We start from the raw sequence: 20,882 nt of genomic DNA, 5'->3' as shown, positions 1-20,882 counted from the left end.
GGGCAGGCGGGGGATGGGAGGTATGCGGCTCGGGCTCAGGACTGCTTGACGCGGACCATGCCCTCCTGGGCCACCGTGGCCACGAGGGTGCCGTCCTGGGCGAACATGCGGCCGATGCCGAGGCCGCGCCCACCGGAGGCCGAGGGCGACTCCTCGTCGTAGAGGATCCACTCGTCGGCGCGCACCGGGCGGTGGAACCACATCGCGTGGTCGAGGCTCGCCGGCCGCAGCCGTGGGTCGGTCCACGCGAGGCCGTGCTTGCGCAGCACCGGCTCGAGCAGGGTGTAGTCCGAGGCGTAGGCCAGGACGGCCGCGTGGATGAGCGGGTCGTCGGGCAGGGGGCCGGCCGCCCGCATCCAGACCTGCTGTTCGGCGACCTCCTCGCCGCCGGGTGCGATGAAGAGGTTGCCCTGGACGTGGCGGAGCTCGATCGGGCGACGCACCAGGTGCTTTGCGCCGGGGTGGTCGATGCCGCCGAACTGGTCTGCGAGAGAAGGGAACTGCTCTGGCGAGCCGACCTCGGGGATCGTCTCCTGGTGGTCGAGGCCGCCGGCCTCCTCCTGGAACGACGTGATCATCGACAGGATCGGCACGCCGCCTTGGAGGGCGTGCACCCGTCGGGTCGAGAACGAGTTGCCGTCACGCATCCGCTCGACCGCGAACTGGATCGGCTTGGTGTCGTCGCCGGGCCGCATGAAGTAGCCGTGCAACGAGTGGATGTGCCGCGGGCCGTCACCGTCGTCGACGTCGGCGACCGTGCGACCGGCGGCGATCACGCACTGCGCCAGCACCTGGCCGCCGTACACACGGCCGTGCGGCATCTTCTGGCTGCGTCCCTCGAAGACCGTTGCGCCGGACTCGCCGAGGTCGCTGGTGCCGCTGCCGACACCTTCGACGGTGATGCGGGCGCTTCCGAGCTCCTTGAGGTCGAGGAGGTCGAGCAGGTCTGCGACGGGATCAAGGTCGGCGGTCACAGCGACGACCCTAGGCCACCAGCGGCGGTCGTGTGCCGCGGGTGCTGCGCCGCGTCGTCGCCTCGTCCCACGCCGCCGCCAGCCGCTCCACCGCGTCCGCCACCCGCTCGCTCGGCAGCCCCGTGAACGGCAGCCGGATGAACCGTTCGAACGCCCCGTCGGACCCGAACTGCGGGCCGGCCGCCAGCACCAGGCCGCGGCGGTCGGCCGCCACGCACAGGGCAGTGGACAGGGCCTCGGGCAGCTCGACCCAGAGGCACAGCCCGCCAGAGGGGACGTGAAAACGCCACTGCGGCAACTGTTTTCGCAGCTCACCGACGAAGGCGTCCCGGTTGGTGACGATGACCTCCCGGCGGTGGGCGAGCACCTCGTCGCGGTGGTCGAGGAGGTGCAGCATCGCGAGCTGTTCGAGCACCGGGGCGCCCAGGTCGAGCGTGAGCCGGGCAGCGAGCAGTGAGGCGACGACGTCGCGAGGGGCGCGCACCCACCCGACCCGCAGGCCTCCCCAGAACGACTTGCTCGCCCCGCCGGCCGTCACCGTCCGCGCGTGGAACGCACCGAACGGTCGCGGCAGGTCGAGCCTGGCGTCGTGGGCCAGGTCGACCATCGTCTCGTCGACGATGGCGACCGTGTGGCTGGCGGCCAGTGCGGCGCCCAGCTGGGCTCGCTGTTCCTCGGGCATGAGGGCACCGGTGGGGTTGTGGAAGTCAGGCACGAGGTATGCCGCCCGCGGCGCCGTCTGCCGCAGGGTCGCCTCCGCGGTGGGCACGTCCCAGCCCTCGGCTGTGACGGACAGCGGCACCGTTCGTGCTCCCGCCCGGCGGAACGCCTCGATGGCGTTGGGGTAGGTCGGGTTCTCGACGAGCACCCGGTCGCCGGCGCCCAGCAGGGCCCGGGTCGCGACCGCGATCCCAGCCAGGGCGCCGCTGGTGACCATGACCTGGTCCGGCGTGGTGGCGAGCCCTCGCTCGGTGTACCGCGCCGCCACCGCCTCGCGCAGCTCCGGCAGCCCGAGCGGGTGGTAGCCGGTGCCGCCCAGGTGGTGTGGCAGCGCGGCGACGGCCGCCTCGTAGGCTGCGATGGTGCCGACGGGAGCGGGCATGGCTGCGCAGGTGAGGTCGATGACGTCCGCGTCGTCGAGGTCCTGCCCGGGCCGCAGGGCGGACCCCGCCACGCGGGCCCGGCTCCCGGTCGCGTCACCGGGAAGCGAGGTGACGCTGCCCGAGCCACGACGCGACTGGAGGTACCCGCTGTCGCGCAACGCGGCATACGCGCTCGACACCGTCGTGCGACTCACGCCCAGCGCGGCGGTGAGGTCCCGCTCGCTCGGCAGCCGGGTGCCGACGGGCAACCGGCCGTCGGCGATGAGGAGCCGCAGCGCGTCGGCGAGACCGCGGTAGGCGGGGGTCGTCTCCAGGGCGCTGCCGAGGAGGGGCACGAGGCGGTGGGCGGGGACGGCGGGGGGAGCCATGCGGGCCACTTTTCCACGACTGGCCATGGAACAACAGGCCAATCGGGGCCAATGATCGAGCCATGACCCGCACCCCCCTCGCCGCGATGACCCCGCTGGAGCAGCTGCGGGCCGGGCGCACCACGCGTCGGCTCGTCCAGCTCGCCGTCGGGCTGACGCTCTACGGCGTCTCCATGGCGATGATGGTGCGCTCCGGCCTCGGCCTCGACCCGTGGGACGTCTTCCACTACGGCGTCGCGCAGCACCTGCCGCTCAGCTTCGGCACCATCGTCATCATCGTCGGTGCCCTCGTGCTGCTCGCGTGGATCCCGCTGCGGCAGTGGCCGGGGCTCGGCACCATCGCCAACGTCGTCGTCATCGGCCTGGCGACCGACGCGACGCTCGCACTGCTCGACCGCCCCGACCCGCTGCCGGCGCGCATCGCCCTGCTGCTCGGCGGCATCGTCCTCAACGCGCTCGCGGGCGCCCTCTACATCGGCAGCCAGTTCGGCCCAGGTCCACGCGACGGGCTGATGACCGGGCTGGTTGGGCGCACCGGCCGCAGCATCCGCCTGGTGCGCACCACGATCGAGGTCGCTGTCCTCGCCGTGGGATGGCTGCTCGGGGGAGTCGTGGGCGTGGGGACGGTCCTGTATGCCGTGTCGATCGGCCCGCTCGTGCACGTGTTCCTGCCGCTGTTCACCGTGGCCCTGCCCGGCCAGCCGGCCACCGCGCCGGTGACCGACGCCGGCGAGGAGGACGCGGTCAGATCCAGCTGCGGCGCTTGAAGACCAGGTAGAGCGTGACGCTGACGCCCAGCATGAGCAGCACGGCGAACGGGTAGCCGAACCGCCACGACAGCTCGGGCATCGACTCGAAGTTCATGCCGTAAACCGTGCCGACGAGGGTAGGCGCGAACAGGATCGCTGCCCAGGCCGAGATCTTCTTGACCTCCTCGTTCTGGGCGTTGCTCGTCTCGCTGAGCGTCTTCATCTCCTCGTTCTGCTTCTGCGCGACGAGGGTGGCGTTGACCGTGAGGATGTCGCGCAGCAGGTGCCGGAACGCGTCGACCTGCTCGATCACCTGGGTGAGGTGGTCCTCGACGTCGCGCAGGTAGCGCTGGAGCTCCTCGTCGGTGCCGTACTTCTCGAACCCGGCGGAGAGCGCGTCGATGACCGCGGACAGCGGCCGCGTGGCCCGCTCGAACTCGATCACCTCACGTGACAGCTCGTAGATGCGCCGCGACACCGCGGGGTCCCCGCTGAAGACCTCGGTCTCGATCTCGTCGATGTCGTTCTCGAGCCCGGCGACGACCGGGGCGTAACCGTCGACGACCCGGTCGAGGATCGCGTAGAGGATCGCCTCGGTACCGAGCTTCAGCAGGTCGGGGTTGCTCTCGAGCCGCCGGCGCACGGCCGACAGGTCGGGAGACTCGCTGTGCCGCAACGTGATCACGAAGTTCGGGCCGACGAAGAGGTGCAGCTCGCCGAACTCCACCTCCTCGACGTCGTCGAGGTAGCGGGCCGCGCGCAGCACGACGAACAGCGTCTTGTCGTAGCGCTCCAGCTTGGGTCGCTGGTGCGCGACGATCGCGTCCTCCACGGCGAGCTCGTGCAGGTCGAACTCGTCGGCGAGGGAGGCGAGCTCGTCGTTGGTCGGCCGGTAGAGGCCGATCCAGGCGAGGGCGTCCGGGGTGTTCTCCAGCTCGCGGTAGGTCTCGGCGAGCGAGGTGGGTGAGCTGGTGCGGTCCCCGTCGACGTAGAGGGCGCTGTCGACGATGCTCGGCCGCTTCGTGGTCGGCTCGGGCGCGGTGGGGCGCTCGGTCAGGCCGTCGATGCGGGGTGCCGGGCGGCGGTTGACCTTACCGGCGAGGCGACGGATCGGGCGCAGGGGCGTGGGAATGCGGTCGGACACGGCATGGCTCCGTTCGGGCGGGGTGGGAGGGGTGCTGGCGACTGTCAGGGCCGTGACTCACGGCGACCACCTCCCTTGCCCTCAGGCGTGGCTGTCCGCCACGACCGTCCGATTTTCCCTTGCGCGGTATGCCGCGTGCTGCGGCCGGCGCGGAGCGCGCCATGCGCGGCCCGAGGCTATCCCAGAGAGGTCAGTCGCGCGCGAGGGACCCGGTGTCGGCGTCGCCGACGCGCCCGACCACGCGCCGGACGAGGTCGGCCCAGCCGGAGATCGATCGCTCGAGGGGGTAGTCGGCCAGCGTTGCCGGGTCGTCGAGCACGACGTTCTCCAGTGGCGCCAGCAGTGCCGCAGCGAGGTAGCCGACGTCGCCGCCGACGTCGAGGCTGCGCAGCAGGAAGGCGATGTGCTGGGCGCTGAAGGACGCCACCCCTGCCGAGCGTCGGCCGGCCCGGCCGGCCGCACCGATCAGCTGCGCCGCCTCGAGGTTGTACCGCAGCCGGCCCTCGCCGAAGGCGAGCAACCGGTCGAGGGGCGGCGCGCCGGGTCCGAGGGGTGGGGGGCCGCGCAGGACGCTCGTCTGGAACTCGCGCTCGCGGAAGTCGAGCAGGGCCGCCATGAGCCCGGCGCGGCTCTCGAACCGGCGGAAGACGGTGCCCTTGCCCACGCCGGCCGCTGCGGCGACGGCGTCCATGGTCACCGCGTCGACCCCGCACTGCTCGACCATGGCGCGGGCGGCCTCGAGCAGCGCCTCGCGGTTGCGGGCGGCATCGCGCCGCTCGGGCGTGGGCCCGGACAGCAGCTGCAGCGGGCGCTCGGTCACGGGTCCACCCTACGGGGCGGGAATTAACCGGACCGTGGTCCGGTTAGGGTCTGGCGGAAGTACACCCACCACTCGAAAGGCTTCCCATGTCCGAGCAGACCACCCGTGTCGCCGTCCTCCTCGGCTCGCTGCGCGCCGACTCCGTCAACCGCCGGCTCGCCGAGCTCGTGGCCGAGCGCGCACCTGAGGGAGTCGAGGTCGTGATCGCCGAGGGGCTCGGTGACGTGCCCTTCTACAACGAGGACGTCGACGCGGCCGGTGCCCCGGCAGCCGCCCAGGCCCTGCGCGACCTCGTCGCGCGAGCCGACCGGGTCCTCGCCGTGACCCCCGAGTACAACGGCACCATGCCGGCCGTGCTCAACAACGCCATCGACTGGCTGTCTCGGCCGTACGGCCAGGGCGCCTTGACGGGCAAGCCGTTCGCGGCCGTGGGTGTCACGCCGACCCCCTACGGCGGCCAGTGGGCGCACGACCACGCCCGCCGCTCGGCCACCATCGCCGGCGCGGTCGTCCCCGAGGAGATCGCGTTCAGCCAGACCTCCATCGACGTGGACGTGCTCACCGACGAGCAGGTCGTCGCGCGCCTCCTCGGTGCGGTCGAGGCCCTCGTCGCCGCCCAGCCGGCCACCGCCGCAGCCTGAGTCAGGCCTCGAGGGCGAGGACGAACGGCAGCACGGCCGGCGCACCGGCCCGGCGCAGCGCGCGGGCGGCCACCGTCAGGGTCCATCGGGACGAGGCGAGGTCGTCGACGAGCAGCACCGGGCCGGTGAGCCCGGCCACCGCGGCCTGCTGGTCGGGGGTGAGGACGAAGCGCTCCCACACCCCGGCCAGCCGGAAGGCGCTGTTTCCGCCCGCCTCACCGACCGGTCCACCATCGACCGGCTCCAACGAGCCCAGCCACTGCAACCGGCCCATCTGGGCCAGACCAGCACCGAAGGACTCCACCAACTGGGGACGGCGCCGGGACGGCACGGCCATGACGGCCACGGGCCGCTGCGACCAGCCCCAGTCGCGCAGCACCGGCACACACGCCCGCAGCAACGACTCGTCGACCGGTGCGTCGTCGCCACGCAGCCGGTCGCGCAACGCCTGACCCCAGCCGAGGTCCGTGAGCCGCGCCAGGGCGTAACCCGGCGACATCGCCTCGTCGGCCGGGATCTTCCCCTTGACCGGCACCCCGAGCCGGTCCATGCCGGTTGGCCACTGGGCCCGCGGCTCGAGCTCGACGCCGGCCCGCTCCAACCGTCCCCTGGCCGTCGTGACGGCCACGTCCGGCACGTCGGTCGGGAACCATGGCCCGGCGCAGTTGTCGCATCGCCCGCACGGTGCGGCGGTCTCGTCGTCGAGCGACTCCTGGAGGAAAGCCATGCGGCACTCCGACGTGCGCTCGTAGGCCAGCATCAGCTCCTGCTCGCGCACCCGCGCCTGCGTCACCCGCCCGTAGCGTTCGGCGTCATAGGTCCACGGCTGACCGGTCGAGGTCCACCCGCCGGGCACCCGCTGCACGGCTCCGTCGACGTCGAGGACCTTGAGCAGCAGGTCGAGGCGGGTGCGCCGGATGTCGACGATCGACTCCAGGGCTACCGTCGACAACGCCTTGCCGCTTTCGGCGAGTGCGCGCAGGACCGCGTCGGCCTGCTCCTGCCGGGGCATCGACGCCGAGGCGAAGTAGGCCCAGATGTCCTTGTCCTCCGGGCCGGGCAGCAGCAGCACGTCGGCCCGCTCGGTGGCGCGACCCGCACGCCCCACCTGTTGGTAGTAGGCGACCGGCGACGACGGCGCACCCAGGTGGAGGACGAACCCCAGGTCGGGCTTGTCGAAACCCATGCCCAGCGCCGAGGTGGCCACCAGCGCCTTGACCTCGTTGTCGCGCAGCATGCGCTCGAGCTCCTCGCGGTCGGCCGGGTCGGTGCGCCCGGTGTAGGCGCGCACGGCATACCCCGCCTCGCGCAAGGCGGCCGCGACGTCCTCGGCGCCCGACACGGTGAGGGCGTAGACGATGCCCGAGCCCGGCAGGTCGCCCAGGTGGGCGATGAGCCAGGCCAGCCGCTGCTCCGGTGACGTCAGCGGAAGCACGCCCAGCCGCAGCGAGTCACGAGCCAGACCGCCGCGCAGGGTCAGCACCTCGTGGCCGCCGGCTCCCAGCTGCTCGACGACGTCGGTGACCACGCGGGCGTTCGCGGTCGCCGTCGTGGCGAGCACCGGGGTGTCGGCGGGCAACGTGGTCAGCAGGTCGCGGATGCGCCGGTAGTCGGGCCGGAAGTCGTGGCCCCAGTCGGAGACGCAGTGCGCCTCGTCGACGACGAGCAGCCCGCACCGACGGGCGAGGTCGGGCAGCTGCTCGTCGCGAAAGCGTGGGTTGTTGAGTCGTTCGGGGCTGACCAGCAGCACGTCGACCTCGTCGGCCGCCAGTGCCGCGGACACCCGCCCCCACTCGTCGGCGTTGGCGGAGTTCATCGTCACCGCGTGGATGCCGGCACGCTCGGCGGCCGCGACCTGGTCGCGCATCAGCGCCAGCAGCGGCGAGACGATCACCGTCGGTCCGGCCCCTTCGGCCCGCCGCAGCGCCGTCGACACGAAGTAGACCGCCGACTTCCCCCACCCCGTGCGCTGCACCACCAGCGCGCGCTGGCGCGCCCCGACGATCGCCTCGACCGCCTCGAACTGGCCCTCGCGGAAGTCGGCGTCATCGCGCCCGACGAGGCGCCGCAGCACGGTCGTGGCCTGCGTACGCAGGTCGCTGGCGGTCGTCGTCTCCATGCCTGACACCGTATGCCGCGCGCCCGACAGCCCTGCCACACTGTCCACATGCCCGAGCCCGCCGCCGCCGAGGCGCCATCCCGCTACCGCGTCGACGTGCCGCTGCGCTGGTCCGACATGGACGCCTACGGCCACGTCAACAACGTGCAGTTCCTCCGGCTGCTCGAGGACGCCCGCGTCATCGGCTTCGAGCAGTGGTTCGGCCAGGACCGGTCGGTGCTGTCCGAGGGAATCCTGGTGGCACGACACGAGATCGAGTACGTCGCGCCGCTGCTGTTCCGCATCGCCCCGATCGTCGTGGAGATGTGGGCGACCCGGCTCGGGGGAGCGGGCTTCGACCTCGCCTACGAGGTGCGCGACTCCGGCGACCCCGACTCGACCGTCTACGCCCGCGCCGAGACCACCCTCGTGCTCTACGACTTCGAGGCGTCCAAGCCACGGCGCATGGATGCCTCGCTGCGGGACGTGCTCGAGCAGCACTCCGGCGAGCCCGTGGCCTTCCGGTGGCGTCGCCGCTGATGGAGCTGCGTTTCCCCGACCCCCAGGGCCTGGCAGACCTGGCCGCCTTCGTCCGCCGGGCCAAGCAGGCCGACGACGACGGCGCCATCCGGCTGCAGGCGTCCGGTGCGACCCTGGCGGCCTACGTCGCGGTCCTGTCCGGCAGTGGCCTGCTCGGTGAGGGCACCGTCCTCGGCCTGCGGGCGATGGCGCTCGCGGCACCGGCCGACCTCGACGTCACCGTCCCCTTGGCCGCCATCCTCGACCGCGTGGCCCGGGACGCGGGCGACTCGCTGTCCGTGCCCCCCACGACGGTCCGTATGCCGTGGGCTGCCCTCTCGCCGCCGCGTGGCGGTTGGGAGCGGGTCGGGTCGATCGACAGCGAAGATGTGAATGCCGTTGCCCGCCAAGGGATCGCAGAGATCGCCGAAGGTGCTCCTGCTGATGCCGGCGGGCACGCGGTGACCGCGCTGCGTCGACAGGTGTGGGGACGGCCCACCCCCACGACACCGCCGGTGCCGGCGGGCGGCGCGTTCGCGGCATACGTGCTCGGCTTCTCGCTGCCGGGCACCGAGATGACGGTGTGGGCGCACGGCCGGTGGACCCGGCTGTCGACGCCGCACGGTCACGTCCTGATCCGCTGACCCGCCAGGATCCCGAGCGCAGCCACGCCCGCGAGCCCCAGCCAGCTGCCGACGAAGACGGGCACGTCGCGACCCGCCTCGGTGTGCAGGGCGGCGAAGACCGCACCCGCGGCGGCGACGCCGACGACCGAGCCGAGCACGTCCGACAGCTGGAGTGAGGACGAGGTGGCTCCGTGCTCGGACGCCGGAGTCAGCGACAGCGCCAGCACCGAGATGCTCGCGGTGCCGAGTCCCATGCCGATGCCGCACAGCACCAGGGCGGGGGCGATGAGGTAGGGCCACCAGCCGAAGTGGGTGACGGCCACGACGGCCAGCAGCCCCGTGCACAAGCACCCGGCCCCGACCGAGACGAGGTGCGCACGACGGCCCGCGAACCGGTCACGCCCCTGGATCCACGAGCCCGTCGACCAGCCCAGCGACCCGACCGCGAGGACGGCACCGGCGGCGCCGAGGGACAGTCCGCGCTCGTTGACGAGCATGAGCGGGATGTAGGTGATGGTGCCGAAGAAGGAGCAGGTGAAGAGGAACCGCGCGAGCATCACCGACGGCAGGCCGCGGCGCATGACCCACGTGCCGGAGGGCAGGAGCGCGGGCGCCGCGATGGCCAGCCCGGCAACGCCGACGAGAGCCAGCGCCGTCTTGGTCGACCACGTCGGCTCGAACTCGTGCGTGCCCCACTGGAGGGCCCCCGCCGACAGCGCGATGGCCAGGCCGAACCACGCTGCCCGCCGGTGCGCGCGGTGGTCGCGCCCCGACGCGTCGACGCCGGCATCCGCGCCGCTGATCTGGCCGCGGCGCGCGACGATCGCGACCAGGGCGACGACCACCGGCACCACGACGAGCCAGAAGACCCAGCGCCATGACCACGTGGTCGTCACCCATGCGGCGATGGGCGGACCGATGAGCGACGGCAGCACCCAGGCCGCACTGATGACACTGAAAACCTTGGGGCGCAACGACTCCGGGTACGCGCGCCCGATGACGACATAGCCCGCCACGATGATGAGGCCGGCCCCGAGGCCGGCGACGCCGCGCCCGAGCAGGAAGGGACCGAACGACCCGGCCGATCCGCACAGGCCGCAGCCGACCGCGAAGAGGACCTGTCCGGCATACAGGGACGGCAGCGCGCCCGAGCGGTCGCACCAGACGCCGGCGAGGACGATGCCGAGCAGCTGCGCGGTGAGCATCACCGAGAACGCCAGGCCGTAGGACCGCACGGCGTCGAGCTCGCGCGCGGCCTCCGGCATCGCGGTGGAGACGGCCATGCCCTCGAACGCGATCACCGTGATCAGGGCGACCAGCGCCAGGGACAGCAGCAGGTGCTCCGACCCGAAGACCCCGCCGCGGGTGTCGCTCGGTGTCGCGGCGGTCGTGTCGGGTCGGGTCACCCGCCCACGCTAACGCGGGGTGTGCGGCACCAGCGGGCGGCCCCGCGCGGCCAGCACCTCGGCAAGGGTGTCGATGCGGTCGGAGACGATGCCATCGACACCGAGGTCGAAGAGCCGGTTCATCTCGGCCGCGTCGTCGATGGTCCAGACGTGCACGTGCTTGCCGAGGTCGTGGGCGCGCTGCACGAACGACTCGGTGACGAGGTCGACCCGACGCCCGCCCACGACGGCGCCGGTGGGCACCTGCACGGCGACGGCGGGGGAGCGCAGCATGCCGACCAGGCGCTGCGGGGTCAGGCGGAGCAGTCCCACCTCGGACGGACCGGCCGACGTCGCCAGCCGTGGCCCGACGAGGCGGCGCACGGCGCGCAGGCGTTTGGTCGAGAACGACGCGACGCAGACGCGGTCGACGGCGTCATGCTCGCGCAGCACCCGGGCGAGGGGCTCGATCGCACCGGGCGCCTTGACGTCGATGTTGAGCCGGACGTCCGGGAACTCCTCGAGCAGGTCCGACAGCAGCGGCACCGGCTCGGAGCCGTTGATCCGGGCCCGCTGCACGTCGGCGAGGGTGAGCTCGGCGATGCGGCCGGTGCCGTCGGTGACCCGGTCGAGGCGCAGGTCGTGGAAGGCCAACAGGTGCCCGTCGGCGGTGCCGTGGACATCGGTCTCGAGATAGCGGTAACCCATGGCCACCGCCTGGCGGAAGGCCGCCATGGTGTTCTCGAGACCGAGGTTGGCCTCGAGCTTGGCCCCGCCGCGGTGGGCGAGGCCGACCGGCGTGGGGGCGTCGAAGTACGGGAAGTCGGCGGCGCGCACCGGGCCAGTCTGCCGCGTGTCCGTGCCGAGAACGCAAAACGGGGGTTGCTCACATGAAACGGGGGGAAATACTGCCCGTTTCATGCACGCAACCCCCGTTTCGCTGCGGAGGCCCCGCGTCAGGCCAGGCGCGCCCAGACGGTCGTGTCGGTCGGCACCTGGCCGTCGTCGGTCAGCTCACCAGACGCCACCAGCACCTCGGCACCCTCGGGCAGGGCAACCGGCTCGGCACCGAGGTTGGCGACGACGAGGGTGTCCTCGCCCTGACCGGTGTTGACGAGCGCGACGACGTCGTCGCCGAGGCCCTCGAACTCCTGGAGCCCGCCGGTGCCGAGCTGGCGCTCGTGGCGCAACCGCAGCACCGTCCGGTAGAGCTCGAGCGTCGAACCCTCGACGCCCACCTGCTGGTCGACGGCATACTCGCCGTAGACCTCCGGCTGGGGCAGCCACGTCTCGGCGCCCGGCCCGAACCCGAACGACGGAGCGTCCTTCTCCCACGGGATCGGCACACGGCAGCCGTCGCGGCCGATCTCCTTGCCCTTGGTGCGGATGAACGTCGGGTCCTGGCGGTACTTCGCCGGCATGTCGGTCGAGTCCGGCAGGCCGAGCTCCTCACCCTGGTAGAGGTAGGCGCCACCCGGCAGGGACAGCATCAGCGTCGTCGCGGCGCGGGCCCGGCGCAGGCCGAGCTCGCGGTCGGGCTGCGGGTCGTCCGGGCCGATGCCGTTGGGGCGGCGCTCGCCGACCGGCAGGCCGAGCCGCGACGCGTGCCGCACGACGTCGTGGTTGGACAGCACCCAGGTCGAGGGCGCGCCCACCGAGTCGGCCGCCTCGAGCGAGGACTGGATGACCTCGCGCAGGTCGGCGGCGCGCCACTGCGTCTGGAGGAAGTCGAAGTTGAACGCCTGGTGCATCTCGTCGGGGCGCACGTAGCGGACCGCGCGCTCCTGCGGACGCACCCACGCCTCGGCGCACAGGATGCGGTCGGGCTGGCCGTAGCTGTCGAGCACCTTGCGCCAGGCGCGGTAGACCTCGTGGACACCGTCCTGGTCCCACATGGGCGGGCGCGGCGAGCCGTCCTTGATCTCGCCGTCGAGGATGTGCAGCTCGGCGTCGTAGTCGGGCAGGCCGGGCTCCTTGACGAGGCCGTGGGCCACGTCGACCCGGAACCCGTCGATGCCGCGGTCGAGCCAGAAGCGCAGGATCGCCTCGAACTCGGCGCGCACCTCCTCGTTGTCCCAGTTGAGGTCCGGCTGCTTGGTGTCGAAGAGGTGGAGGTACCACTGGCCGAGGCTGCCGTCTGCCTCGGTTACGCGGGTCCAGCCGGGGCCGCCGAAGACGGAGTTCCAGTCGTTCGGCGGCTCGCTACCATCGGCGCCCTTGCCGTCGCGGAACATGTAGCGGTCGCGCTCGGGGGAGCCGGGGCCGGCCGCGAGCGCCGCCTTGAACCACGCGTGCTCGTCGGAGGTGTGGTTGGGCACGAGGTCGACGATCACCTTGAGGCCGAGCTCGTGGATCTTCGCGACCATCGCGTCGGCGTCCGCGAGGCTGCCGAAGAGGTGGTCGATGTCGCGGTAGTCGGCGACGTCGTAGCCCGCGTCGGCCTGCGGCGAGGTGTAGAAGGGCGAGAACCACACGGCGTCGACGCCCAGGTCCTTCAGGTGCTGGAGCCGGGCGGTGATGCCGGGCAGGTCGCCGATGCCGTCGCCGGACGCGTCGGACCACGAGCGCGGGTAGATCTGGTAGATCACCGCGTGGCGCCACCAGGCGGCGTCGGCGGAGTCGGCGGGGTGGATGAGGTGGGTGGTGAGCGGAGCAGTCACGAGGACCCATCGTTCCCCATGAGGCTGCCTGCGCGAAACCCGGAAGTCACCGTCTTGGTAGATGGACCTTGGCGGTTGCGGTGATGGCGGCGTCGACGACGGTCTCGAGCACCTGCGCCTGGGTGAACCCGCCGAGCCACAGCGACGGGGCGTCCGACCTGTGCATGCTGGCCAGGCCGTGGAGGGCGGTGGAGAGCGCGGCGGCGCCCCGACTGATGGGTATGCCGCGTGGAGCCTTGTCGTCGCAGGTGAGGGTGAGGCTCGTGGTCAGGAGCTCGAGGGCGCGGCGGGCCGCGGGGGAGGCAGTGGTGCTGCGTGTCATGAGCGAGTAGCGCAACGGGTGCCGCTGGGCGAAGGCGACGTAGGCCCGGCAGCCGCGCAGCAGCCGGCTGCGCGGGGTTCGGGCGGCGGTGGCCGCGGCCACGATCTCGTCGAGCAGCTGCTCCCAGCTGCGGTCCATCGCAGCGGCGAGCAGGGCATCCCGGTCGGGGAAGTGCGGGTAGATCGAAGGTGCGGCTACACCGGCCGCTCTGGCCATGGCGCGCAACGAGATTCGCGACTCGTCCTCCGACTCGTCGATGAGCGTGATGGTGGTGTCGACGAGGTGGTCGCGCAGCGCCGGACCGACGCCGCGGGGCGCGGAGGCGACGTTCGTGCGGGTGGTTGACCGCGGCATACCCGGCAGCCTAACATCTGTTACCTAACAACTGTTAGGTAACAACCCCGAGGACGTGCGATGAACCACCTGCTGCGGCTGCTCTGGCTCCGGCTCACCGTGTCGCGGCGCAGCCGACTCGAGGTCACCGACGTGTGCGTGACCCCGATGCGGGTGCGGCTCAGCGACCTCGACGTGCTACGGCACATGAACAACGGCGTCTACCTCTCCCTCATGGACCTCGGTCGCGTCGACTTCATGCTGCGCAGCGGGATGGCTCCGCTCATCACGCGGGCCGGTCTCTACCCGGTGGTCGTCCAGCAGACCATCACCTACCGCAAGTCCCTCGAGCTCGGGCAGCGCTACGACCTGGAGACCCGCATCGCCGGCTACGACGACAACACCGCCGTCATGGAGCAGCGGTTCGTCGTCGGCGGCGAGATCTACGCGCGGGCCTGGGTGCGGGCCCGGTTCCTGCGGCGCAGCGGCGGAGGAGTCGGCACCGACGAGCTGCGCGAGCTGCTCGGCGTGGACGGGGAGCCTGCAGGTGAGCTGCCGGCGTGGTTCGACGACTGGGCTCAGGGCAGTCGCCTCCCGTCCGCGAAGGCCACCGCCCCCAGCACCTGGTCCTGACCAAGGCCGCGGCCGACGGCGCGCACGTGGAGACGTGGCGTACCTGTCACGAATGCACCTCGGGTGGGCCGCCGAACGTGCATTCGTGCCGAAACGGACAGGAATGCACGTGCCGCCGACGCCTGCACCGTGAGCAGCGGGCGCGGGCTACTCGTCCTCGAGGGAGTTGACCAGCGAGTGCGCGGCCCGCTCGAGGTAGTCACGCAGAATGAGGTCGTCGGCGGGCGCCAGCCCGAGCGTGTCGACCGCCGCCATCATGTGGTGCAGCCACCGGTCGCGCTGCGCCGGCGTCACCTTGAACGGGTGGTGCCGCATCCGCAGTCGCGGGTGCCCGCGCTCCTGCGAGTACGTCGTCGGGCCACCCCAGTACTGCTCGAGGAACATCCGCAGTCGCACCTCGGCCGGGCCGAGGTCATCCTCGGGGTAGAGCGCCCGCAGCGCGGGGTCGCCCGCCACGCCGACGTAGAACTCGTGCACCAGCTTGACGAACGTCTCGTGCCCGCCGACCTGGTCGTAGAAGCTCTGGCCGCCACCCGGCATACTCACGGCTTTGTCCCTCCCGGGGCGCCCGCCCCGCTCGCGCCACTCGACCCACTCGCGCCCGGCATCGGCCCGAACGGGCTCACCACCGGCGCCTTGATCCCGTGCTCGTCGAACGCCGCCTTGACCCGCTCGCGGATCTCACGCGAGACGCCGTACTGCTGCTCGGGTGCGGTCTTGGCCAGCACCCGGATGGTCACGACGTTGCCGGTCATCGACTCGACGCCCATCACCTGCGGCTCCTCGAGCAGCTTGTCCTGCCACTGCGGTTCCTCGTCGATGTCGTGGACCACCTCGCGGATGAGCGGGATGACCTTCTCGAGGTTCTCGCTGTAGGCGACCGGGATGTCGACGATCGCGGTCGACCAGCCCTGGCTCTTGTTGCCGATCCGGATGATCTCACCGTTGCGGATGTACCAGACCACGCCCTGGGCGTCGCGCAGCCGGGTCACCCGCAGGGTCACCTCCTCGACCGTGCCGGTCGCCTCGCCGGTGTCGATGATGTCGCCCACGCCGTACTGGTCCTCGAGGATCATGAAGATGCCGGAGAGGAAGTCCTTGACGAGGCTCTGCGCGCCGAAACCGAGCGCGACACCACCGACACCCGCCGACGCCAGCAGCGGCGCGAGCGGGATGCCGAGGATCGCCATGATCGTGAGGATCGTGATCAGCGCAATGACGACCGTGGTGATGCTGCGCAGCAGCGAGGCCATGGTGAGCGTGCGCTGACGGTGACGTTCGTGGAGTATGCCGGCCGCCTGCGCGAGCGCGCGCCGCGCCCGACCGGGCTCCTGCGCCCGCCGCGCGTCGGCCCGCGCGAGCGTCACCTTGACCATGCGCCCGATGAGCCGCTGCAGGACGAAGCGCAGCGCGAAGGCCACCACGAGGGTGATGACGATCTTGAGCGGCGCGCCGTTGAACCAGTCCCAGACCTTCTCCGGGCTCAGGTCGGCGAGCACGCTGGTGAGCCGGTCAGGCATCGGCATCCCTGGCCTGGGCCCGCAGGGCGCGCGCGACCGGGTCACGGTTCTCCACGACGAGGCGGCGCAGCGCGGCCGGTGCGTCCGGGTGGCTGTCGAGCCACTGCTGGGTGGCGTCGAGCAACCGCTGGTCGGCGAGGGGCATGGGGTAGAAGCCGGTGACGATGATCTCCACCAGCGCGTGGGATCCCTTGTCCTGCACCGTGTCCAGCATCGCGTGGTACTTCTCGACATAGGGCTCGAGCAGCGTGCGGTCGAGGGCCGTGCCGAAGCCGGTCGCGACGGCCTGGAGCACCGAGTTCGGCAGGCCGTCCTCCTCGACGCCCGCCCGCCACGCGTCGGCCTTCGCCTCGGCGGTGGGCATCGACGCCTTGGCCTGGGCGGCGCGCTCGCGACCCGTGGCGGTGGCGTCGCGCTCGTGCTCGGCATCGACCTCGGCGACCGTGGCCGCCCCGACCCGGGCGAGGGCGATGAGCAGGGTCCACCGCAGCTCGGTGTCGACCTCGAGCCCGTCGAGCTTCTCGGTGCCCTCGAGCAGGCCACGCAGCCAGGTGGCGTGGTCGCCGCCGGGCTGCAACGCGGCATACGCCGTCAGCAGCTGGAACTGGGCGTCACTGCCCGGCGCGGCGGACTCGACGAGCGCCCGCAGCCGCGTGGTCGCGTCGGCGGTGACCTCGGCGCGGGCATCGGGTGCGACGTACATCTCCAGGGTCGTGCGCAGCTGGACCAGGACGGTACGCAGCATCGTCGAGTTGTCCTCGCCCGGCAGCGACGCCAGCACCAGGTCGACGTAGTCGCGGGACCGCATCTCGGCGTCGCGGGTCATGTCCCACGCGGCGCCGAGCACCAGCGCTCGCGGCAGGCTGTCGACGAAACCGCGCGGGTGGTCCAGCGCGGTGGCCAGCGAGCGCTGGTCGAGCCGGATCTTGGCGTAGGCCAGGTCGTCGTCGTTGACGAGCACCAGGTCCGGCGCCGGTCGGCCGATGAGCTGCGGGAGGTCGGTGGACTCCCCGTCGGCGTCGAGCTCGAACCGGTCGGTGCGCACGAGGCGGTCGGCGCCGTCGACGTCCTGCACGTCGTAGAGCCCCACCGCGAGCCGGTGCGGTCGCAGCGTCGGGTAGTCCTCGGCGTGGGTCTGCTCGATCACTGCGGAGGAGACGAGGCCCTGGTCGTCGGTCTCGACGACGGGACGCAACGTGTTGACGCCGGCTGTCTCGAGCCAGAGCTTGGACCACGTGCCCAGGTCGCGGCCCGAGGTCTGCTCCAGCTCGGACAGCAGGTCGCCCAGGGTCGTGTTGCCCCAGGCGTGCTTGCGGAAGTAGGCCCGCAGCCCGTCCCGGAACGCGTCGCGGCCGACGTAGGCGACGAGCTGCTTGAGCACCGAGGCGCCCTTGGCGTACGTGATGCCGTCGAAGTTGACCTCGACGTCCTGCAGGTCACGGATCGGCGCGACGATCGGGTGGGTCGAGGAGAGCTGGTCCTGGCGGTAGGCCCAGGCCTTCTCCGAGATGCCGAAGGTGGTCCACGCGTCGGTCCACTGGGTGGCCTCGGCCTGGCAGGTCGAGGACGACCACTCGGCGAACGACTCGTTGAGCCACAGGTCGTTCCACCACTTCATCGTCACGAGGTTGCCGAACCACATGTGCGCCAGCTCGTGCAGCAGGGTCAGGGCCCGCCGCTCGACCAACGCCTCGGTCACCTTGGCGCGGAAGATGTAGATCTCGTTGATGGTGACGGCGCCGGCGTTCTCCATCGCGCCCATGTTGTACTCGGGCGTGAACAGCTGGTCGTACTTCTCGAACGGGTACTCGCTGTCGAACTCCTCCTCGAAGAACGCGAATCCCCTTTTGGTGCAGTCGAACACGTTGTCGGCGTCGAGGTGGTCGAGCAGCGACTTGCGGCAGAAGATGCCGAGCGGCACGACACCCTTGCGCGTCTGCACCTCGTCGCGCACCACGGCATACGGGCCGGCGACGAGCGCGGTGATGTAGCACGACATCGTCGGTGTCGGGGCGAACTCCCAGCGGGCGACGCCCTCGCGCACCGGCACCGGCTCCGGGGTGGGGGAGTTGGAGACGACCTGCCAGTGGTCGGGCGCGGTCACGGTGAACGAGAACGTCGCCTTGAGGTCGGGCTGCTCGAAGACGGCGAACATGCGCCGCGCGTCCGCGACCTCGAACTGGGAGTAGAGGTAGACCTCCTGGTCGACCGGGTCGACGAACCGGTGCAGCCCCTCGCCGGTGTTCATGTATGCCGCGGTCGCGTCGACCGTGAGCGTGTTGCGCTCGGCGGTGGTCGGGAGGGTTATGCGCCCGTCGGCGACATGCGCGGCCGGGTCGAGCGGCTCGCCGTTGAGGGTGATCGCCTCGACCGACGGTGCGATCAGGTCGATGAACGTGGCCTCGCCCGGACGTGCGCTGTCGAAGGTCACCGTCGTGGTGGTGCGGAACGTCGTGTCCGAGGTCGTCAGGTCGAGGGCGACGTCGTAGTGGTCGACGGTCACGAGGGTGGCGCGCGCGGCGGCCTCGTCACGCGTCAGGTTGGTGCCGGGCAAGGGGGTGCTCCTGCTCGTGTCGTGGGGTGCCTGGTGGGCGGGGATCGGCGTCCATCCTCGCATGCAAGGATGGGCCCGTGAGCGAGCAGTCAGGAGCCCCCCGCAGCCACGCCGAGATGTGGTTCGACCCCCTGTGCCCCTGGGCCTGGATGACGTCCCGGTGGCTGATGGAGGTGGAGAAGGTCCGCCCCGTCGACGTCACGTGGTCGGTGATGAGCCTGTCCGTCCTCAACGAGGGACGCGACCTGCCCGAGGACTATCGGGCGATGATGGACCGCGGATGGGGGCCCGTCCGGGTCATCACCGCAGCCGCGCGCGAGCACGGCGACGAGGTCATCAAGCCGCTCTACGACGCCATGGGCACGCGGATCCACCTCGGTGGTGAGAAGGACTACGCCAAGGTCATCGAGCCGGCGCTGGAGGAGGTCGGGCTGCCGCTCGACCTCGCGCGCTACGCCGACTCCGACGAGGTCGACGACCTGCTCCGAGCCAGCCACCAGCGCGCCATCGACCTGGTCGGTGACGAGGTCGGCACCCCCGTCGTGGCCGTCGAGGGCGTCGCCTTCTTCGGTCCGGTCGTGACCCCCGCACCCAAGGGTGAGGCGGCGGGCAAGCTCTGGGACGGGTGCCTGCTCGTCGCGGGCACGCCGGGCTTCTACGAGCTCAAGCGCACCCGCACCCAGGGCCCCATCTTCGACGAGGAAGACTGAGATGCGCGTCCACATCGGCGGCGACCACGCGGCATACGAGCTCCTCGGTGAGCTGGTCACGTTCCTCGAGGCGGAGGGGCACGAAGTGACCAACCACGGGCCGCACGCCTACGACGCCGAGGACGACTACCCGGTCTTCGTGCTGCGCGCCGCGCAGGCGGTGGCGGCCGACCCCCAGTCGCTCGGCGTGGTGCTCGGGGGGTCGGGCAACGGCGAGCAGATGGCGGCCAACAAGGTTGCCGGCATCCGCGCCGCCCTCGCCTACGACACCGAGCTCGCCCAGCTGGCCCGCGAGCACAACAACGCCCAGGTCGTCTCGATCGGTGCCCGCTTCACCGCCACCGAGCTGGCCAAGGAGATCGTGCGCACGTTCCTCGCGACGCCGTTCTCGCAGGCTCCGCGGCACGCCCGGCGGATCGCCATGGTCGAGGCGTTCGAGCAGGACGGGTCGCTGCCCGACGTGCCCTGATTCTGTGGAAATCGCCGCGCACCGGGATGGCGCGGCACTAGGCTGACCGCGGGTTGGAGAGGGCCGACCCGCCGCCGACACAGCGCGGGCGCCTGGCGGGCCCGCCTTGCCGAAGGACCTGGTTTTCCGTGGACGTCGACAAGACGGTGCTCGTACGCAGCTCCGCCGTGTCCGGTCTCAGCCGACTGCGCGGTCGGTATGCCCGGTGGGGGAACGTGCAGACGTTCCTGCTCGTGCTGGCCGCGGCAGGGCTGCTGTGCTGGGCGACCCTGCTGTGGGCGTCGGTGTCGTTCTCGAGCTACCTGCTGCTGGGCGTCGTGGCGGGACTGTTCCTGTCACCGCGGCTGCTCGTCGTCGCCGACGTGGCGGTCCTGGCCACGGCGGCCGTGACCATGGTGAGCCGGATGGAGACGCAGACGGCTCCCGCGACGCTGTGGGTGGCCTACGGCATCCTGGTCGTGACGATGGTCCTGATGTTCTGGGTCGCCGCGTCGCGCGCCCGGCTCGGGGTGCAGGGAAACCTCGGGGAGACGATGCTCGTCGACCTGCGCGACCGGCTCCGCACCCAGGGCGAGCTGCCCGAGCTGCCCCCGGACTGGGGAGCCGAGCAGGCGGTCATGTCGGCCTACGGCGACTCCTTCTCCGGTGACTTCCTCGTCACCTCGCGCACCGGCGACCGGCTCGAGCTGGCGCTGGTCGACGTGTCCGGCAAGGGCATCGGCGCCGGCACCCGGTCGCTGCTGCTGTCGGGGGCATTCGGTGGGCTGCTCGGTTCGATGCCCGTGAACGACTTCCTCCCCGCCGCGAACTCCTACCTGCTGCGCCAGGCATGGGACGAGGGCTTCGCCACCGCCGCGCACGCGATGATCAACCTCGCGACGGGCGAGTTCAGCGTGGGGTCGGCCGGCCACCCGCCGGCGGTGCGGTTCAACGCCGGGTCCGGCCGGTGGGAGGTGCTCGAGGGCGAGGAGGGACCCGTGCTCGGCGTCGCCGACGGCGTCCCGTTCCCGCGCCTGCGTGGCCGGCTCGGGCGCGGCGACGCGCTGCTGCTGTACACCGACGGTGTCATCGAGGTGCGCAACCGCGACCTGCGCGACGGCATCGACCGGATGCTCGGCACGGCCGAGCGCGAGATCTCCCGCGGCTTCGTCGGCATGGCCGCCAAGATGTGCGCCGCCGCGCGCGCGGGCGAGACCGACGACCGCGCCGCCGTCCTCGTCTGGCGCCGCTGAGCCCCTGGGGCCCGGGCTCGCG

General features: G+C 71.8%; 20 protein-coding genes. 8 read left to right on the top strand and 12 right to left on the bottom strand.

Annotation, left to right across the window (positions count from 1 at the left end):
- Positions 1–35: 35 nt before the first annotated feature.
- Together HJG52_RS08885 and yczR are read right to left on the bottom strand one after the other, a co-directional pair.
- Positions 36–974: an acyl-CoA thioesterase domain-containing protein gene (locus HJG52_RS08885; protein ID WP_171243269.1), complete on the bottom strand. Its 939-nt coding sequence runs from the start codon at positions 972–974 to the stop codon at positions 36–38.
- A 10-nt stretch (positions 975–984) separates the two neighbouring features.
- Positions 985–2,445: a MocR-like transcription factor YczR gene (gene yczR, locus HJG52_RS08880; RefSeq protein ID WP_171243268.1), complete on the bottom strand. Its 1,461-nt coding sequence runs from the start codon at positions 2,443–2,445 to the stop codon at positions 985–987.
- 62 nt (positions 2,446–2,507) lie between these two features.
- Here yczR and yczE point away from each other — a divergent pair, with 62 nt between their 5' ends.
- Entirely contained in the window at positions 2,508–3,212 is a 705-nt protein-coding gene (gene yczE / locus HJG52_RS08875) for a membrane protein YczE (protein ID WP_171243267.1), read from the top strand.
- Here yczE and HJG52_RS08870 read toward each other — a convergent pair.
- Together HJG52_RS08870 and HJG52_RS08865 are read right to left on the bottom strand one after the other, a co-directional pair.
- A complete protein-coding gene (locus tag HJG52_RS08870; protein ID WP_346767735.1) occupies positions 3,190–4,260 on the bottom strand; it encodes a magnesium and cobalt transport protein CorA in 1,071 nt (356 codons plus the stop codon). The genes yczE and HJG52_RS08870 overlap by 23 nt on opposite strands.
- 268 nt (positions 4,261–4,528) lie before the next feature.
- Positions 4,529–5,158 carry a TetR family transcriptional regulator gene (locus tag HJG52_RS08865; protein WP_171243265.1) on the bottom strand — a complete coding sequence of 210 codons (630 nt, stop codon included), beginning with the start codon at positions 5,156–5,158 and terminating at the stop codon, positions 4,529–4,531.
- 86 nt (positions 5,159–5,244) lie between these two features.
- Between HJG52_RS08865 and HJG52_RS08860 the strand changes: the two genes are divergently transcribed.
- Positions 5,245–5,799, top strand: coding sequence for an NAD(P)H-dependent oxidoreductase (locus tag HJG52_RS08860; protein WP_171243264.1), 555 nt, complete (start codon positions 5,245–5,247; stop codon positions 5,797–5,799).
- A 1-nt stretch (position 5,800) separates the two neighbouring features.
- On the opposite strand, the gene HJG52_RS08855 is transcribed toward HJG52_RS08860, so the two are convergent.
- Positions 5,801–7,918, bottom strand: coding sequence for a RecQ family ATP-dependent DNA helicase (locus HJG52_RS08855; RefSeq protein WP_171243263.1), 2,118 nt, complete (start codon positions 7,916–7,918; stop codon positions 5,801–5,803).
- Between the two features lie 48 nt (positions 7,919–7,966).
- Here HJG52_RS08855 and HJG52_RS08850 point away from each other — a divergent pair, with 48 nt between their 5' ends.
- Entirely contained in the window at positions 7,967–8,437 is a 471-nt protein-coding gene (locus HJG52_RS08850; protein ID WP_171243262.1) for an acyl-CoA thioesterase, read from the top strand.
- Complete coding sequence (locus HJG52_RS08845; RefSeq protein ID WP_171243261.1) at positions 8,437–9,060, top strand: DUF8185 domain-containing protein; 624 nt, start codon at positions 8,437–8,439, stop codon at positions 9,058–9,060. Before HJG52_RS08850 ends, HJG52_RS08845 begins: the two co-directional genes overlap by 1 nt.
- Here the strand turns inward: HJG52_RS08845 and HJG52_RS08840 are convergent.
- The 4 genes from HJG52_RS08840 to HJG52_RS08825 form a co-directional block, all read right to left on the bottom strand.
- A complete protein-coding gene (locus HJG52_RS08840; RefSeq protein ID WP_171243260.1) occupies positions 9,042–10,448 on the bottom strand; it encodes an MFS transporter in 1,407 nt (468 codons plus the stop codon). The two genes, HJG52_RS08845 and HJG52_RS08840, sit on opposite strands and share 19 nt — an antisense overlap.
- A 9-nt stretch (positions 10,449–10,457) precedes the next feature.
- Positions 10,458–11,264, bottom strand: a complete 807-nt coding sequence (locus HJG52_RS08835) for a glycerophosphodiester phosphodiesterase family protein (protein WP_346767648.1) — start codon at positions 11,262–11,264, stop codon at positions 10,458–10,460.
- A gap of 119 nt (positions 11,265–11,383) precedes the next feature.
- The gene (locus tag HJG52_RS08830) at positions 11,384–13,087 is read right to left on the bottom strand and encodes a glycoside hydrolase family 13 protein (protein WP_346767647.1); all 1,704 of its coding nucleotides are present in this window, start codon (positions 13,085–13,087) and stop codon (positions 11,384–11,386) included.
- 46 nt (positions 13,088–13,133) lie between these two features.
- Positions 13,134–13,763, bottom strand: coding sequence for a TetR/AcrR family transcriptional regulator (locus HJG52_RS08825; protein ID WP_171243258.1), 630 nt, complete (start codon positions 13,761–13,763; stop codon positions 13,134–13,136).
- Between the two features lie 60 nt (positions 13,764–13,823).
- Here HJG52_RS08825 and HJG52_RS08820 point away from each other — a divergent pair, with 60 nt between their 5' ends.
- Complete coding sequence (locus HJG52_RS08820) at positions 13,824–14,375, top strand: acyl-CoA thioesterase (RefSeq protein ID WP_171243257.1); 552 nt, start codon at positions 13,824–13,826, stop codon at positions 14,373–14,375.
- 147 nt (positions 14,376–14,522) lie between these two features.
- Here HJG52_RS08820 and HJG52_RS08815 read toward each other — a convergent pair whose 3' ends face one another.
- The 3 genes from HJG52_RS08815 to pepN are packed head-to-tail and all read right to left on the bottom strand — an operon-like array spanning position 14,523 to position 18,449.
- Entirely contained in the window at positions 14,523–14,915 is a 393-nt protein-coding gene (locus HJG52_RS08815) for a globin (protein ID WP_171244065.1), read from the bottom strand.
- A gap of 2 nt (positions 14,916–14,917) precedes the next feature.
- Positions 14,918–15,895, bottom strand: coding sequence for a mechanosensitive ion channel family protein (locus tag HJG52_RS08810; protein ID WP_171243256.1), 978 nt, complete (start codon positions 15,893–15,895; stop codon positions 14,918–14,920).
- Entirely contained in the window at positions 15,888–18,449 is a 2,562-nt protein-coding gene (gene pepN, locus HJG52_RS08805) for an aminopeptidase N (RefSeq protein ID WP_171243255.1), read from the bottom strand. The genes HJG52_RS08810 and pepN overlap by 8 nt, the downstream gene beginning before the upstream one ends.
- Before the next feature lie 116 nt (positions 18,450–18,565).
- Here pepN and HJG52_RS08800 point away from each other — a divergent pair, with 116 nt between their 5' ends.
- The 3 genes from HJG52_RS08800 (at position 18,566) to HJG52_RS08790 (ending at position 20,860) form a co-directional block, all read left to right on the top strand.
- The gene (locus HJG52_RS08800; RefSeq protein WP_171244064.1) at positions 18,566–19,159 is read left to right on the top strand and encodes a mycothiol-dependent nitroreductase Rv2466c family protein; all 594 of its coding nucleotides are present in this window, start codon (positions 18,566–18,568) and stop codon (positions 19,157–19,159) included.
- Between the two features lies 1 nt (position 19,160).
- Positions 19,161–19,628: a ribose-5-phosphate isomerase gene (locus HJG52_RS08795; protein WP_171243254.1), complete on the top strand. Its 468-nt coding sequence runs from the start codon at positions 19,161–19,163 to the stop codon at positions 19,626–19,628.
- Between the two features lie 128 nt (positions 19,629–19,756).
- Complete coding sequence (locus HJG52_RS08790) at positions 19,757–20,860, top strand: SpoIIE family protein phosphatase (protein ID WP_171243253.1); 1,104 nt, start codon at positions 19,757–19,759, stop codon at positions 20,858–20,860.
- Positions 20,861–20,882 lie beyond the last annotated feature (22 nt).

Origin of the sequence: Knoellia koreensis (assembly GCF_013041615.1) — a bacterium.
GTDB classification, from domain to species: Bacteria; Actinomycetota; Actinomycetes; order Actinomycetales; family Dermatophilaceae; genus Pedococcus; species Pedococcus koreensis.
The sequence above is the reverse complement of the archived record's forward strand: the minus strand, read 5'-3'. Positions and strand labels throughout refer to the sequence as shown.